At 41.9% G+C, this 14,746-nt stretch carries 16 protein-coding genes; 5 read left to right on the top strand and 11 right to left on the bottom strand.

The features are described 5' to 3' along the window. Positions 1-8 precede the first annotated feature (8 nt). On the top strand, positions 9-677 hold the full coding sequence (locus HWQ38_RS31255) for a ribonuclease (RefSeq protein ID WP_292801610.1): 669 nt from the start codon (positions 9-11) through the stop codon (positions 675-677). 756 nt (positions 678-1,433) lie between these two features. Continuing rightward, positions 1,434-2,894: an inorganic phosphate transporter gene (locus HWQ38_RS31250; RefSeq protein ID WP_292801608.1), complete on the top strand. Its 1,461-nt coding sequence runs from the start codon at positions 1,434-1,436 to the stop codon at positions 2,892-2,894. Here the strand turns inward: HWQ38_RS31250 and HWQ38_RS31245 are convergent. Then, complete coding sequence (locus tag HWQ38_RS31245) at positions 2,891-3,025, bottom strand: histidine kinase (RefSeq protein ID WP_292801606.1); 135 nt, start codon at positions 3,023-3,025, stop codon at positions 2,891-2,893. The genes HWQ38_RS31250 and HWQ38_RS31245 overlap by 4 nt on opposite strands. 28 nt (positions 3,026-3,053) lie before the next feature. Then, positions 3,054-4,136, bottom strand: coding sequence for a class I fructose-bisphosphate aldolase (locus HWQ38_RS31240; RefSeq protein ID WP_292801604.1), 1,083 nt, complete (start codon positions 4,134-4,136; stop codon positions 3,054-3,056). A gap of 348 nt (positions 4,137-4,484) precedes the next feature. Here HWQ38_RS31240 and HWQ38_RS31235 point away from each other — a divergent pair, with 348 nt between their 5' ends. Further along, positions 4,485-4,802 (top strand): hypothetical protein, encoded by a 318-nt coding sequence (locus HWQ38_RS31235; protein ID WP_292801602.1) that lies wholly within the window; start codon positions 4,485-4,487, stop codon positions 4,800-4,802. Positions 4,803-4,820: 18 nt separating this feature from the next. Here HWQ38_RS31235 and HWQ38_RS31230 read toward each other — a convergent pair whose 3' ends face one another. From HWQ38_RS31230 to HWQ38_RS31210, 5 genes are all read right to left on the bottom strand, one after another. Beyond that, positions 4,821-5,213, bottom strand: coding sequence for a type II toxin-antitoxin system VapC family toxin (locus tag HWQ38_RS31230; RefSeq protein WP_292801600.1), 393 nt, complete (start codon positions 5,211-5,213; stop codon positions 4,821-4,823). Further along, the gene (locus HWQ38_RS31225) at positions 5,210-5,431 is read right to left on the bottom strand and encodes a hypothetical protein (RefSeq protein ID WP_292801598.1); all 222 of its coding nucleotides are present in this window, start codon (positions 5,429-5,431) and stop codon (positions 5,210-5,212) included. Before HWQ38_RS31225 ends, HWQ38_RS31230 begins: the two co-directional genes overlap by 4 nt. 62 nt (positions 5,432-5,493) lie before the next feature. Next, positions 5,494-5,694 (bottom strand): hypothetical protein, encoded by a 201-nt coding sequence (locus HWQ38_RS31220; RefSeq protein WP_292801596.1) that lies wholly within the window; start codon positions 5,692-5,694, stop codon positions 5,494-5,496. 385 nt (positions 5,695-6,079) lie between these two features. After that, positions 6,080-7,723 carry an acetolactate synthase large subunit gene (locus HWQ38_RS31215; RefSeq protein WP_292801594.1) on the bottom strand — a complete coding sequence of 548 codons (1,644 nt, stop codon included), beginning with the start codon at positions 7,721-7,723 and terminating at the stop codon, positions 6,080-6,082. 131 nt (positions 7,724-7,854) lie between these two features. Next, a complete protein-coding gene (locus HWQ38_RS31210) occupies positions 7,855-9,222 on the bottom strand; it encodes an NAD-dependent succinate-semialdehyde dehydrogenase (RefSeq protein WP_292801592.1) in 1,368 nt (455 codons plus the stop codon). A 190-nt stretch (positions 9,223-9,412) separates the two neighbouring features. Here HWQ38_RS31210 and HWQ38_RS31205 point away from each other — a divergent pair, with 190 nt between their 5' ends. Further along, positions 9,413-9,664 carry a hypothetical protein gene (locus HWQ38_RS31205; protein ID WP_292801590.1) on the top strand — a complete coding sequence of 84 codons (252 nt, stop codon included), beginning with the start codon at positions 9,413-9,415 and terminating at the stop codon, positions 9,662-9,664. Here the strand turns inward: HWQ38_RS31205 and HWQ38_RS31200 are convergent, their stop codons facing one another. After that, on the bottom strand, positions 9,665-11,311 hold the full coding sequence (locus HWQ38_RS31200; protein WP_292801588.1) for an adenylate/guanylate cyclase domain-containing protein: 1,647 nt from the start codon (positions 11,309-11,311) through the stop codon (positions 9,665-9,667). A 24-nt stretch (positions 11,312-11,335) separates the two neighbouring features. On the opposite strand from HWQ38_RS31200, the gene HWQ38_RS31195 reads away from it, so the two are divergent. After that, on the top strand, positions 11,336-11,617 hold the full coding sequence (locus HWQ38_RS31195; RefSeq protein WP_292801586.1) for a hypothetical protein: 282 nt from the start codon (positions 11,336-11,338) through the stop codon (positions 11,615-11,617). Here HWQ38_RS31195 and HWQ38_RS31190 read toward each other — a convergent pair. From HWQ38_RS31190 to HWQ38_RS31180, 3 genes are all read right to left on the bottom strand, one after another. Beyond that, positions 11,589-12,983: a P-loop NTPase fold protein gene (locus HWQ38_RS31190; RefSeq protein WP_292801584.1), complete on the bottom strand. Its 1,395-nt coding sequence runs from the start codon at positions 12,981-12,983 to the stop codon at positions 11,589-11,591. The genes HWQ38_RS31195 and HWQ38_RS31190 overlap by 29 nt on opposite strands. A gap of 384 nt (positions 12,984-13,367) precedes the next feature. Continuing rightward, positions 13,368-14,249 (bottom strand): ribosome biogenesis GTPase YlqF, encoded by an 882-nt coding sequence (ylqF, locus tag HWQ38_RS31185; protein ID WP_292801582.1) that lies wholly within the window; start codon positions 14,247-14,249, stop codon positions 13,368-13,370. 31 nt (positions 14,250-14,280) lie between these two features. Continuing rightward, positions 14,281-14,691 (bottom strand): VOC family protein, encoded by a 411-nt coding sequence (locus HWQ38_RS31180; RefSeq protein WP_292801580.1) that lies wholly within the window; start codon positions 14,689-14,691, stop codon positions 14,281-14,283. Positions 14,692-14,746 lie beyond the last annotated feature (55 nt).

Genomic DNA, 14,746 nt, shown 5'->3' with positions numbered 1-14,746 from the left:
CTATTTATATGCAGATCAAGAAACTTTTCATTGGATCTTCTGTGTTAATTGCTGGTCTTTTTATACCGAATGCTGCCATTGCTCAAAATCGCGGTACTCCGGGTGAATTTGATTTTTATGTACTGACACTATCTTGGTCACCAGATTATTGTGCAGCAAATGGTACCCGTGACCAGCAGCAGTGCGGTTCTGGAAAGAAACTTGGTTTTGTACTACATGGTTTGTGGCCACAGTACAAAACTGGTTATCCTGCTAATTGTTCTACGGAAAAATTATCGTTGGAAGTAAAGCAGCAGTTTGCCAATTTGTATCCTAGCAATAATCTTTACGATCATGAATGGGAAAAACATGGTACTTGTTCAGGTAAAACTCCTGCGGAATACTTGGGATTGAGCAAAAAGTTAAAAAATGCGATCGCTATTCCCGCAGCTTATAAGCGTCCGAATAAACCCTTGCGTACCACAATTACAGATTTTAAAAATTCATTTGTAAATGCTAATAATCAAATTAGTGCTGATGGTATAGCACCTTTTTGTTCTGGTTCGGGAAGATTTTTGCAAGAAGTCTTCTTTTGTTATTCCAAAAACGGTGAAGCTGGTATTTGTAGCGCGGAGATTTTGAAGCGATCGCAAAAAAGTTGTGGTCAGCCAGATTTCTTATTGAGAAACGTTAGATAATAGTGATCAAGTCCTACTGGGTAATTGCGATCGCCCAGGTTAAATAAGATAGCCTCATCCCAATTGTGCCAAAATAAATACGGATAGAAGTCAGAGCTACACTAACTCTCATCCATCTAATTTGCAAATTGGATGGATGAGAGTTATTAAGTTAGTTATGTCCAGTCTGAGAATCATTTTGCTATATTCCTGAAATTAGCCTGATGACGACAATCAAAAAAATTTACAATTTATCTATGTATTCAGTCCGGTACATTATGGCATTCAGTCTAGTCTAAGGCATCGCGTTATATTAAATGCAGGTAAATACTAATAAAACTATATTTCTAAGATTGGAGAAAATCCCCCCTCCATCTTTAGGAAATGCCTGAACCTGAGAAAATCATCATACAGCTAATGTTTTCCTCTAGGCTGGTTACTTATATCTAAAAAGTAAGGTGAGCATTGGGCATTAGAAAACTCTTCCTTACTCACTACTCCATAATTTAAATTACTTAATTTATTATTTACCGTTACTTAATTCTTCCTTAACTTATCTATATTAATCTGCAACTGTAATTAGAACCTATTCTTATTTCGAGATAGTAGACGCAATCAGAGAATCTGTTCAGTAAATGGTTGTATTTATAACCATAATTTTTTAGGTAGTTCACACAATTACCATAATCCCAGGTTTTTCCTAGTTTTAATAGTCTTTTTTTGTAACACAACTTATTTTTGTCAGACTGGATTCTTGTCTTTTACTGGAAGTGGTAAATGGAATATTTATTTCTGGCTTTGGCGCTGGGTCTTGCACTCAGCTTTGAATTTGTCAATGGGTTTCATGATACTGCAAATGCAGTTGCTACAGTCATTTACACTCATAGCCTAAAGCCAAATACCGCCGTCGTCTGGTCAGGCTGTTGGAACCTAATTGGTGTGCTGACATCAACTGGAGCCGTTGCTTTTGGCATTGTTGCTCTGCTTCCCGTTGAGTTGGTAATTAATGTTGGTTCAAGTGCAGGCTTCGCAATGGTATTTGCACTTTTGATTTCGGCGATCATGTGGAACTTAGGAACTTGGTACTTAGGCTTACCTGCATCCAGTTCACATACGCTAATTGGCTCAATCATGGGTGTTGGTTTAGCAAATTCATTGTTGTCTAAGGGTCATGTCTTTGGCGAAGGCGTGAATTGGGCAAAGACGGAGGAAGTTTTCACATCTCTACTGGTTTCACCAATTGTTGGATTCACCTGCGCCGGACTGCTGTTACTGCTGGCGAAGAGACTGATCAGACGACCAGAGTTGTACCGTGCGCCAGAAGGGAATAAAACACCACCGCCTTGGATACGTGGTTTGTTAATCTTGACATGTACTGGTGTGAGCTTCGCCCACGGTTCAAATGATGGTCAAAAAGGTATGGGTCTGATCATGCTCATCTTAGTGGGCATTCTACCAGGTATGTTTGCACTGAATATGGATACCAATGCCGGAGCGATCGCTCAGTTGGCCGCTACGTCCAACTCTGTGATTCCAGTGCTGCAACAACAAGGAAGAGGAACATCCTTAAGTAGCCAAAACTTCACAGATGAGCTTTCCAACTTCCTCAAACCAACTGGCGAAGCCAACGACAAAACATTTGCAGCCCTTGCTGTCGAGAGTCGTACAATTGGAGATAAGCTTGCTGGTAAGACTAGTTTCAAGCAGCTTTCAAAGGATGAGCTTGCCTCATTACGAACCGATATGTATCTAGTAGCTGGAACAATTGGCAAGCTCGACAAGCAGAAAAAATTAACCGATGCTAAACAAGAAGAGGTGCTTACCAGTTATAAGAACCAGTTGGATAAAGTAACTAAATTTATTCCGAATTGGGTAAAATTTGCCGTTGCCATTGCACTCGGTCTGGGTACAATGATTGGTTGGAAGCGGATCGTGGTGACAGTGGGTGAAAAGATTGGCAAAGACCACCTTACCTACGCTCAAGGCGCTTCCGCCGAGGTAGTCGCTATGACAACTATTGGTGCTGCGGATTACTTCGGTCTGCCAGTCAGCACCACTCACGTTCTGTCATCGGGTGTAGCGGGTACAATGGCAGCGAACAATTCTGGTTTGCAAACAGACACTTTGAGAAATATTCTGCTAGCTTGGGTGCTGACCCTGCCAGTTTGCGTACTGCTTGGTTCTGCTACATATGCGGGAAGCTTGTACATAGTCTTTAATATTCTGGGTTTGAACTAATTGGGCATTGGGCATGGGGCATGGGACATGGGGCATTGGGCATTGGGCATTGGGCATTGGGCATTCGTTATTTTCCCCTTGTCTCCCCCATCTCCCTCATCTCCCCCATCTCCCTCACTCCCCACTCCCATTCGGCTATGCTCACGGCAAGCCCACTCCCTAAGCGATCGTCACATCCGGCGACAAATAAACATCTTGAATGGCGTGAAATAGCTTCACACCTTCCTCAAACGGGCGTTGGAAAGTCTTTCGCCCAGAAATTAATCCTGAACCACCAGCCCGTTTGTTAATTACAGCCGTGCGAACTGCTTCGGCGAAGTCATTTTTACCAGTGGCGCCACCAGAATTAATCAGCCCCACACGCCCAGAGTAGCAATTCAGTACTTGGTAACGAGTTAAATCAATTGGGTGATCAGTTGTTAATTCTGTGTAAACGCGCTCATCAGTTTTGCCGTAACTCTTACCAGTGGCTTTGGCAACTGCACCGTAACCATTGTTATTTTCGGGTAACTTTTGTTTAATGATATCAGCTTCAATCGTTACACCCAAATGATTCGCCTGTCCGGTGAGGTCAGCCGCAAGGTGGTAATCTTTATCTTGTTTAAAGGCACTGTTCCGCAGATAGCACCAGAGAACTGTCGCCAAACCAAGTTCATGGGCGTGTTTAAAAGCTTTGCTGATTTCCTGAATTTGTCTGGTAGACTGCTCTGAACCAAAGTAAATTGTCGCACCTACCGCCGCCGCACCTAAATTCCAAGCTTGTTCCACATCAGCAAACAATACCTGATCAAATTGATTCGGGAAAGTCAGCAATTCGTTGTGATTGATTTTGGTAATAAAGGGAATTTTGTGGGCATATTTCCGTGATACGATACCTAATGTTCCCAAAGTGGTAGCAACAGCATTGCAACCTGCGGCGATCGCTAGCTTGACAAGATTTTCTGGATCAAAGTAAATCGGATTGGGCGCAAAAGACGCACCCGCCGAGTGTTCAATCCCTTGGTCTACTGGTAAGATAGACAAATAACCAGTATTCGCCAGACGACCAGTAGAGTAAAGTAGCTGGAGATTTCGTAATACTTGGGGATTGCGATCGCTGTTGAGCCAGATTCGATCTACAAAGTCTGGCCCCGGCAAATGTATTAAATCATGAGAAACTTTTGCTTTGTGGGTAAGCAGGTCTTCAGCCTCTTTGCCTAGCAATGACTCGATAGAATTAGACTCTTTGAGCGTTGTAGTCATAGTATTATCCTCAACACTTGAGTAAATGACCTTGCTTTTAAGATAACATTTCTAATATTGCTAACCTGGTTAAGGTCGCATTAACTACACGTATAATATTTCTGATCTCGCAGTCTTAAATTATTATTGAAAAATCGATGATATCGATTATTATCTCAGATGTAAGCATAATTTGAGCCAAAATGTACAAGGAAAGAATTGTTATTTTCATAATTTTGGTGAATTGCAGACTTATAATTTGATACATTTTGGCTTTAATACTCATCACCTGATCATAATTAGGTTGGGAAGCAATCAGCCGTAAACTCCTATTGTGGTAATAATCGTTAATAGAACAAATATAATTCCATGAGTAAGTTTCAAATCGATATCGACTTCAGCAATATAGATTTAGCTTCCCTTGAGACAGAAGAAGATTTTCAAAGACAGGCAAAAATGTTACTACCAAAGGCACTGGTGAAACTAGGTGAAAGTGTGGGTGAAAAGACTTGGGAAGAATTACAGCAAAAGCTGCAAGGAACTGGAGGTAAACTTAAATCTTCTCCAAGCGAGAAACGCAAGTTTATTCAAGAAACCGGAAGAACTTATCAACGAAATGCTAGTAACAGAGAAAAACAAGAACTAGAAGACTATATAGTAGAGCAATTACGCCACCATAAGCAGTAAAGATCCACTTAACCTCTTTTATTTTTTGAGAGTTTGCACCCCAGGATATGCCAGAATTTTGGCATCAACAGTTAGTAACGGGCAGCTGTAAATTCTGGCAGTGGCTACAATAACTTGGTCAAATGGATCTCGGTGAAAACCTGTGAGTTTGGTTGATTCAACGATAATTGGAATTGTCAGTTCGAGTAGCTGCACTGCTGGATAAGCTAAAGCTCCTGTTAACCACTCCTCAATGGGATACGGTAGAGTTAGCTTGCCAATCTCTACCAATTTTGCAACTTCCCAACAGGACATAATGCTGACTCCTAACCCTTGTGATTCATATTGTTGCAGCCAGATCTGATGTTGTTTGGTCAGTTTTGTATCACCTTGAACCCACCAAACCCATATATGGGTATCCAGTATAATCATTGCAAGACTTCCCAATCTTCCAGAGGCACAGCAGGTTCAAAAGGATCATCATAACGGTAAGGTTGTTTGCCACGCAAAGGATATAAATTCGCTTCTTGGGGATGAGTGTGACTTTCTAGAATGATAATTTCAACGGTTTCCCCAGCCTGAAATGGTAGGTCTTTGATAATCAAAGTTCCGTCTTCAGTTAACTTTGTTTCAATTCGGTGCGCTTTCATAGTTACTCTGCAATTCCTCTTTAAATTTATCAGTGAACGAAATCTGATTTAAACGAATGGTGCTATGGTGCTATCTGTCTTAATCCTTCCTCATACCAATTATCATCATTCTCTCCTTCTTCTAAGTTAAATAATCTTTCTCTACACAGAATGTGTAACAACAGTAGCCAGCAGCAACTTTGTGTCAAAATCCACTCTACATCTTCATCAGTGAAAGCAATGAGCGAACTCGCTATCAATTCTCGCGCTTCTATCTCAGTCAATGCTCCCAGATATGCGGTGTAGTCTGCTATTAATATGGTGAATGGTCAATACCGAGTTGAAATAGCGCTCAATACTAAGGGACTTATTATTAAGTCAGATATTGCCCAAAAGCATGAAAGCAGAAATTTAGACCAGAAGACGATTAATTAAGAGTAAAAATTACTGATGAGTTAGAATCAATAACCTCTGAGCTTTGTCGATGAACCTCTGAGCTTTGTCGATTTTTTTAACCGAATCGTATTGTAACGCACCCTACCAAAACACTAAAGGACTAGAAATTAATAAGGAGTTAGGAATAAATAACTCCTAACTCCAAACTTTTGTAGAGACGCGATTAATCGCGTCTCAACTCCTAACAGACGCGATTAATCGCGTCTCTACTTTTTACACCCCACAAGTCAACTCGCCGGCTTTTTGACTAAAGCGGTGATTTTCTCGATAATCTATGGGACAATCTATCACCGCAGGCACATCTTGAGCGAGGGCTTCTTTAAGTGTGGGAATCAAATCTAGAGCCGATTCAACTCGGTAGCCTTTTAAACCCATGCTTTCGGCGAATTTAACAAAATCAGGATTGCTAAAATGCACAAAAGATGAGTTTCCTTTGCCAAATTGATTTTCTTGCTTCCACTCAATTAACCCATAGCCACCATCATTGAAAATTATGGTGACAAAAGGTGTACCGACACGCAAGGCGGTTTCTAATTCCTGAGAATTCATCATAAAGCCGCCATCGCCTGTTACAGCAACGACTTTGCGGTTGGGATGAACGAGTTTTGCTGCTAAAGCGCCAGGAATGGCAATACCCATGGCCGCGAAGCCGTTGGAAATTATGCAAGTATTGGGGCTATGGCAATGATAATGACGAGCCATCCACATCTTATGTGCGCCAACATCAGAGATGACGATATCATCTGGTCCCATCACTTGCCGTAAGTCATAAATTAACTTTTGCGGCTTGATCGGAAATCCGTCATCATGGGCGTATTGTTCGTAATCAGCACGAATTTCTGATCTTAAGCTGATGGCAAAGGGATCAGGTTTACCTTGTCTATCTGCTAATTTTAAAATTTCATAGAGGGAATCTGAAATATCTCCCACGACTTCGGCATTAGGAATATAACTACTATCAATCTCCGACGGACTTACCCCAATATGCACAATCGGAATTTCACCATTACGATTCCATTTCTTCGGGGAAAACTCAATCAAATCATAGCCGATCGCAATTACTAAATCTGTGTTATCAAAGCCACAGGTAATAAAATCTCTTTGCTGTAATCCCACTGACCACAATGCTAATTGGTGTGTATAGGGAATCACGCCTTTACCCATGAAGGTATTGGCAACAGGGATATTCAGCAAGGTGGCAAATTGTGTGACTGCATCACTTGCATGAGCGCGAATTGCCCCATTTCCGACTAAGATTAATGGGTTAACTGCTTGGCAAATTGCGGCGGCGGCTGCCCGAATACTCGCAAAAGACGCATAAGTTTTTTCGCTATTATCCTTACGCAAAGGTTTGCCTTCAACAGGCATGGCAGCAATATTTTCTGGTAAATCGATGTGAACTGCACCGGGTTTTTCCGATTGCGATCGCTTAAATGCTTTCCGCACTACTTCTGGTGTAATACTCGGTCGCACAATCTGCTTATTCCACTTGGTAACAGGTGCAAACATTGCCACCAAATCTAAATATTGATGGGATTCAATATGCATTCTATCTGTTCCCACTTGACCGGTAATCGCCACTAAGGGCGCACCATCGAGGTTAGCATCTGCTACCCCGGTCATCAAATTGGTCGCCCCAGGCCCAAGAGTAGAAAGACAGACTCCGGCTTTTCCTGTTAGGCGTCCGTAGACATCGGCCATGAATGCTGCACCCTGTTCATGACGAGTTGTAATAAATTTAATCGAAGAATGTTTGATCGCTTCCAAAACGTGCAAGTTTTCTTCGCCAGGGAGTCCAAAAATATATTGCACTCCTTCATTTTCTAGGCATTGCACCAATAATTCTGCTGTATTCATTTTATTTCCTAACTATTGATAATATTGGGCATTGGGCATTGGGCATTGGTAATTAAGTTTCTTCTCCATTACCTATGCCTTATTCCCTATTTCCCATGCCCCATGCCCCATGTCCCATGCCCTACCCATAATCATTTAACCCACACGGTTTTAATGTTGACAAACTCATGTATACCTTGGATACTCAATTCTCTGCCATATCCAGAACGCTTGATGCCACCAAAGGGCAACTGGGGATCAGATTTGACCATACTGTTGATAAACACGGCACCGGCTTCGATTTCCTCAACCAAGCGATCGCATTCTTGGTCGTTGGTTGTCCAAGCACTTGCACCTAAGCCAAAGGGTGAGTCATTAGCGAGTTTAATGGCAGCATCGATATCTGGAACCCGAAATAACAAGGCTACCGGGCCAAAAAATTCTTCCTTGGCAATTGGTGTATCAGTGGGGATATCTATGATAATCGTTGGCGGATAAAAGTTCCCTGGACGATCTGATAAAGGATGTCCACCGGTGAGGACTTTACCACCACTGCTAACAGCATTTTGCACTTGCTGATCTAAATCCTGAAGAATACCAGGAGTTGCCAGTGGGCCTAAATCGGTATCTGGTTGCATGGGATCGCCTACTTTCAGCGCCTCGAATTTTTCTAAAAGCAATTTTTCAAATTTGTCTGCGATCGCATCTGCGATAATAAAACGTTTGGCTGCAATACATGATTGCCCGTTATTCAACATCCGCGCTGTAGTAGCTGTGACAACTGCTGTCTCTAAGTCAGCACTTGCTAACACAATAAATGGGTCACTTCCTCCCAATTCCAAAACGGTTTTTTTAATTTGTTTACCGGCGGCGGCGGCGAGGGATGCACCTGCGGGTTCGCTTCCGGTCAAGGTGGCAGCTTTTACGCGGTCATCAGCGATTAAATCGGCAACTTTAGCAGCGCCGATTAACAGAGTTTGAAACGCACCTTCAGGAAAACCGGCGCGTCGGATAATATCTTCAATTGCCAAAGCGCACTGCGGCACATTGGAAGCGTGTTTGAGTAAGCCGACATTTCCCGCCATTAGTGCTGGTGCGGCAAAGCGGAATACTTGCCAGAAGGGGAAATTCCACGGCATCACCGCGAGAATTGCACCCATTGGTTGGTAGCGAACAAAACTATGACTAGCATCGGTTTTTACAGGAACATCAGCTAGGAAACCAGGGGCGTGTTCGGCATAATAGCGACAGACGACGGCGCATTTTTCGACTTCCGCGATCGCAGCTTTCAAAGGCTTACCCATTTCCAGAGTCATCAACTTCGCAAATTCTGCTTTGTCTTGCTCTAAAATATCAGCAGCCTTTTGAAGAGCGTGCGATCGCGTCAAAAAACTAGTCTGACGGTACTGTTCAAAAGCCTGATTAGCCAAATCGAGTTTAGCGGTAATTTCGGCATCGTTAAGCGCCTCAAAGGTTTTAAAAATTTCCCCAGTGGCGGGATTAATGGTGGCGATCGCCATTACCTGACCTCCTGTTAAAAAATAGCTTCTTCAGGTAGGCTTCCTAGTGTTACACAGATCAATTCTGGAAGCTACCACCCAAATTTTAGTCTTTTAACGAAGAATTAGTTGTTTAATATGACAATTTCTCAATTATTTTTGAAATAAAATATACAACTTAACTATGTATTTATCTTGATAAATTTGTCATTTGTTAGTTGTTTTTCCAATACCCAATACTTCTCTAGGAGAGGATACGCCAACGACAACGCTACTTCGACCCTTCTCTACGAGACGCTACGCGAACGGCAAAGCTCAGGGCAACGCGCCGCTCAGTACAAGTGCCCATGCCCAATGCCCAATGCCCAGTGCCCAATGCCCAATGCCCAATGCCCAGTGCCCAATGCCCAATGCCCAATGCCCAATGCCCAATGCCCAATGCCCAATGCCCAATGACAAATGACTAATTGAATGGACTAATAATTGTTGGCATTTGCTGCAAATTTGTCTGATAAACCTTAACTAATCGGTCAATACCTTTGAAACGATAATCTCCCATTTCCTGGAAATCTGAGGGTTGTGAAAGCATTTTATGGGTGGCTTCACTAATCACACACTCACTAGGGGGACAAACTGCTTCCATGCGAGCAGCAAGATTAATCGTTGCGCCTAATGCCGTATAATCTACCCTTTGGGAACTACCGACATCTCCCACAACAGCTTTACCGCTATTAATCGCAATACGTAATTGTAGGGGTTCTTGCCAAAAACCATTGGCATTAAGATGTTCGAGACGAGTGAGCATTCCCTGAGCAGCAATAACAGCGCGATCAGCGTGATCTAGTTGCGGTTCGGGAGCGCCAAAAAATGCCATAATACAATCGCCAATATACTTATCTAAAGTGCCGCCACAACCAAACACTTCTTTGAGCATTTCTTCAAATAAATTATTTAATAGTTGAGCGATCGCAGTTGGTGTTAACCGTTCAGAAATTGCCGTAAAGCCAACCAAATCTGCAAACAAAATACTAATTTCGCTCTCGGCGGGAGCTAAACGACCACCCGGTAATCCGCCTACAGAGATCAACTGCTGTACAACTGCTGGAGAATGATAACGTTCTAGTCGGTGACGAATCATCTCTTCAGTTTTGAGTTTCTCTACCAGTAGCCAACGCTGCACACTAGAAGCCACAAGGTTTGCTAAAGCTGAAAAAAAGCTGAGTTCTTCCTCACCTTCATTTGCCCAATGGTAAGAAGAAAGATTGGCATCGGCATACAGTACGCCCACAACTTTATTTTCATTCCATAAAGGCACTGCCATCGCGCTGCGAATGCCTTTGACCAAAATACTCTGTTCACTAGCAAACCGTTCATCCTGATGAGTATCAGCAGTTTGAATCACAACTTTTTCGTCAAATACCTTTTGACAGATACTACGACTAATCCAACTCCCATCAGAGGGGAGATATTTCTGTTGAGAAATATTTCTAGTCGCAGCATTCACTAACTCTAACTGGCCGGAACCATTGACATCAATTAATAATGCCAAGCGTTCGATACTATCAAGGTAGCGAAAAACGACTTGCTGCACCTGAGAAAAAATCTCTTCTATAGATGCCGCCGCACAGAGATTTTTAGCTATGTCTACTAAATCTTTGAGACGAGCAATGGTTTTGTCCTTATTATTGATGTTGCCATCTTTGCTCTCTGCTGCAATCCATTGCTGTTGTAATTGTTCGACATTGTGAAGGATTGTTCTTTGCTCATTAATGTCCGAAGTTCCAAGATACTCAGGTGTCGATTGGGGAACAGGGCTTGTGAGCAGCACTACCAGGCTAACATTGCCCAGCCAAAGTACATCGCCGTGATATAACTCTTGGGGACAGTTAATAAGATATTTATTGACTTGGGTGCCGTTTTTGCTGCCCATATCCTCAATAGTCCACACACCGTCAGCCGTTTTCACCAGACGAGCATGGTTGCGGGATACTCCAGCAAAAGGTAAGTACAAGTTACATTCCGGCAAACGACCAATTGTAAATACATCTTGGCCAACTGCGATCGTTCTCTCGATATCTCCCTCTTGTAGGCGTAGCGTCAGTTCAGTCATGAGTGTGATAAATCCATTGAAGCTATGGGTGCAGGCAACTCTAAGTTAAGTTATACCCTACAGGTTAACCTTCACCTTGTCTTTATGACACTGTTAGCTGCATTCCGGCAAGTATATGTGATGGATATTACATTAAAGCAGGCAATTGTGCTGGATGTTCAGTTCAGAGGGGGTTTGAATCCCTTTCTGAAGGGGAGCCACCAAATTTTCAATTTTGTAAGCCAGCGCGGTGAGTTCACTATTGTGCGAGGTGCGGGAGGGTTAAGAGCGATCGCGGTTAATCTATTTTTCCCTCAAGCTTGTTGATGGCTTCATTCAGACTAGGTTCAATATGTAATGTTAAAGTATATCCACTAATCTTGCCCTGCTTACGCGCAATTTCTTCTAGCAATAAACTCCGGACAGATTTAAGCCAATCCAACTCCTCAAATAATTCTTTATTAAAACTCTCAACCTCATAGCGCTTAATTAGCGATCTACAAACATTATGCTTGTCTTCAAACTCAAGAGATAAAAGCTTTTCTACAAAGTCAGTTTCTTTTATGTGTTTTAATACAGGAATTCTGTGATATCGCTGGCTTACTCCCACTTGATAGGGCGAAGCACTTAAACAAATCATGTCTTGAAATTTCCATACATCGCTCTGCATGACGGTGAGCAATTCTTGCCCAATATTCGGCATATTGTTATTCTTCGCTGACTCTTGAGATTTTTCAAGGTAGGTACAAAAGTCCTTAAAATCTTCAAGTTTAGCACCTTGAAAACTCAGTCCAAGATATCCTCCAAGTATATTATCGCCAGTAGAAAAAGAGTATGATGCTAACTTGGATTGATCACGATCCTTTAAATAATCAATATAAAGTTTTGAATCCTTTAGAATCTCTTCTTTACTTTTGTGGGCTTTTTCTGGCAATGACTCAAAAATTCTTTCAAAATCCAAAATAATTTGTTTTAAAGTTCTTAAATTTTCATATTCTGCTTTTATATATACATTTTGTATTAAATGAATATTTTCAGATAAAAATTTTCTAATATCTGGCTTACTCACGTTTGTTATAAATTTTTCTAATGCGCCATGAAAGTCAGGCTCAATAGCTAAATCTTGGTTAATCAATTTTTCTTTGATCGCTTTGTAACTATCGTTTTTTTCTAACTTCTCCTCATCGGCAACAATAATTACTTTTAGCCCTTTATGTTCTACAAAATTGTTGATGTACCCCAAGATATTGCTGAGGTCTATATTACATCGTTCTAAATCATCAAATATTAATGTACTTTGATCAAGGTTTGCAAAAAGCTCACTAAGTTTGATACTTGGAGTGGCAAGATTTAATGTGTTGTCATCATTTAAATCTATTTTTAAATTACTCTTTAAAACTTGTGTAGCAATATTTCTCACTATCGCTACTGGTTTGGATGCTAGAAAAGGAATTTGTTGTTGTAAGAAGGCTTCTTCTATTTCAGAAAATGAAGTCATTCCGTAAAGACTAACATACAAGCATTTTCGGTTTTGCTGTTTTAGGTTTCCAAAATACCTATTGATAAACCATGTTTTACCAGATCCCCACTTACCTTTTAGTAAAACAGCAAATCCGGGTGGATGAGATAATCCACAGTAATAATTCAAGTACTCATCAATATGACCATTGATTGGCTGGTTGTCTTGTGTCATTTTTCTTACAAAATTCTAAATTTAATATTTTGTTATTTTGAGCAGGGGTTTACCCGCTAGCCCTCTTGAAAAGGCTTTCAGGAAGCGAGGGCTATAATCGCTCTAATTCTCCATCTGAGCAAGCCTACCTATATCCAACTCTCGCAATTTGAACTTGACGCCCTTCGGTTATAGTTGCACAGAATTAATAGCACTTCTGACGCAGCTTTGCTAGATAATAACCTGCAACTTGGGCGATCGCATCTGGGGCATCGCCCGAAAAGGTAGCCTACTGGATCAGTGATAACTGCCACCCAGATGTCACCAAAGCCGAGTGTCCAGACTTCTAGTCTAGCGCTGCTCTACTCACCTGCTACTCAAAAATGCGCTAAAAATGCTTGTAACCTAATTGGGTGGTAATTCCAAACTAAGTTCACCCAACAACCCCTTACGAAAATCTGTTAAAAGTTGCCTTGCAGCTCGCTCTATATCACCTTTGTAACGATGCTCCGCTAAGGCGTGCAAATAGATATCTCCGGTGTCTGATATCGAATCGAGTTGGTAGCGGGACTGTAATGGTTTTTTCGGTAACAAATCTGCGGCTACAGCTTCTAAATAGTTGAGTAAATCCACTAGGGCTGCTGCTACTAGCTGATTATCGTAAGATGCTTCGCCGATATCATCACAAATCGCTAATTTCAATGCTGCGTCTTGGTCTTCCAATCTTACAGGGATGACACCAGGAGCATCTAGCAATTCCAAATGTTCGGAAATTCGCACCCAGCGTAGTTGGCGAGTTACCCCAGGACGGGCTGCACTTTCCACTACTCGCCGTCCCAACAGGCGGTTAATCAAAGCTGATTTACCGACATTGGGAAAACCAATCACCACAGCCCGGACTGGACGGGGTAACATCCCGCGATCGCTTCTTCTTTGATTGAGTTCTACCCCGGCGGCTTGCGCTGCCCGCGCTACTTCTGCTATACCTTTACCATGTTGAGCGTTGGTAAAATAAGGGACTTCTCCCTGACGTTTAAACCAATCTATCCACAGCGATCGCATTTGCGGCGTAATCATATCTACTCGGTTAAGTATCAACACCCGTGTCTTACCCTCCACCCACTCCCCGATTTGGGGATGGTGAGTCGCCAAGGGAATCCGGGCGTCTCGTACCTCAAACACCACATCTACGCGCTTCAGCTGTTCTTTGAGCTTCCTTTCAGCCTTCGCAATGTGACCTGGATACCATTGAATCAGGTTTAATCTATAATTTTGAGTTATGGCCATAGTCAATTACCAAATAAATTATTATCACTGATCAATTATCATTCACTATGGCTTGATGTAAAATCAGGCGGTTGCCATCAGGGTCATAGGCATAAATTTCTCTGCCGTGGTCAGCAATGGAAATGTTTCCTGGCGGGGGATAGCCCAAAGCGGTTAGGTGAGCGATCACATCTTCTAAGTTACTCACCTCTAAACACAAACTTATCTTACTTTTGGTGTAGACACAAAGGGGCTTGTCGTTAGATATCGCTTCAAATTCAGATTCGTTTGTGTTCTTTGGTTTAAAAATACCTAATCGCATACTAACCAAATTAAACTCAGCATAGACATTTGGAATTAAAATAACTGGCTTTTGCTCCAGCAATTTAGTATAGAAATTCACTAACTTCTCGCAATTAATCGATGCTATGGTGACAAATGCATTAGTGTACTGAAAAACCATATTTACCTATCGCCCTTTGAACTTTTAACTTATAGTTTTTGAGATGATTATCCCG

This window comes from Nostoc sp. NMS7 (assembly GCF_017115085.1).
GTDB lineage: Bacteria > Cyanobacteriota > Cyanobacteriia > Cyanobacteriales > Nostocaceae > Nostoc.
Note: the sequence above shows the minus strand (reverse complement) of the source record. Positions and strands in the feature narration are given on the sequence as shown.

What these genes read in the sequence shown, in the direction of transcription:
- HWQ38_RS31255 (WP_292801610.1), top strand. Translation starts at nt 9, where the DNA reads ATGCAGATCAAGAAACTTTTCATTGGATCTTCTGTGTTAATTGCTGGT.
- HWQ38_RS31250 (WP_292801608.1), top strand. Translation starts at nt 1,434, where the DNA reads ATGGAATATTTATTTCTGGCTTTGGCGCTGGGTCTTGCACTCAGCTTT.
- HWQ38_RS31245 (WP_292801606.1), bottom strand. Translation starts at nt 3,025, where the DNA reads ATGGGAGTGGGGAGTGAGGGAGATGGGGGAGATGAGGGAGATGGGGGA.
- HWQ38_RS31240 (WP_292801604.1), bottom strand. Translation starts at nt 4,136, where the DNA reads ATGACTACAACGCTCAAAGAGTCTAATTCTATCGAGTCATTGCTAGGC.
- HWQ38_RS31235 (WP_292801602.1), top strand. Translation starts at nt 4,485, where the DNA reads ATGAGTAAGTTTCAAATCGATATCGACTTCAGCAATATAGATTTAGCT.
- HWQ38_RS31230 (WP_292801600.1), bottom strand. Translation starts at nt 5,213, where the DNA reads ATGATTATACTGGATACCCATATATGGGTTTGGTGGGTTCAAGGTGAT.
- HWQ38_RS31225 (WP_292801598.1), bottom strand. Translation starts at nt 5,431, where the DNA reads ATGAAAGCGCACCGAATTGAAACAAAGTTAACTGAAGACGGAACTTTG.
- HWQ38_RS31215 (WP_292801594.1), bottom strand. Translation starts at nt 7,723, where the DNA reads ATGAATACAGCAGAATTATTGGTGCAATGCCTAGAAAATGAAGGAGTG.
- HWQ38_RS31210 (WP_292801592.1), bottom strand. Translation starts at nt 9,222, where the DNA reads ATGGCGATCGCCACCATTAATCCCGCCACTGGGGAAATTTTTAAAACC.
- HWQ38_RS31200 (WP_292801588.1), bottom strand. Translation starts at nt 11,311, where the DNA reads ATGACTGAACTGACGCTACGCCTACAAGAGGGAGATATCGAGAGAACG.
- HWQ38_RS31195 (WP_292801586.1), top strand. Translation starts at nt 11,336, where the DNA reads ATGGGTGCAGGCAACTCTAAGTTAAGTTATACCCTACAGGTTAACCTT.
- HWQ38_RS31190 (WP_292801584.1), bottom strand. Translation starts at nt 12,983, where the DNA reads ATGACACAAGACAACCAGCCAATCAATGGTCATATTGATGAGTACTTG.
- ylqF (WP_292801582.1), bottom strand. Translation starts at nt 14,249, where the DNA reads ATGGCCATAACTCAAAATTATAGATTAAACCTGATTCAATGGTATCCA.
- HWQ38_RS31180 (WP_292801580.1), bottom strand. Translation starts at nt 14,691, where the DNA reads ATGGTTTTTCAGTACACTAATGCATTTGTCACCATAGCATCGATTAAT.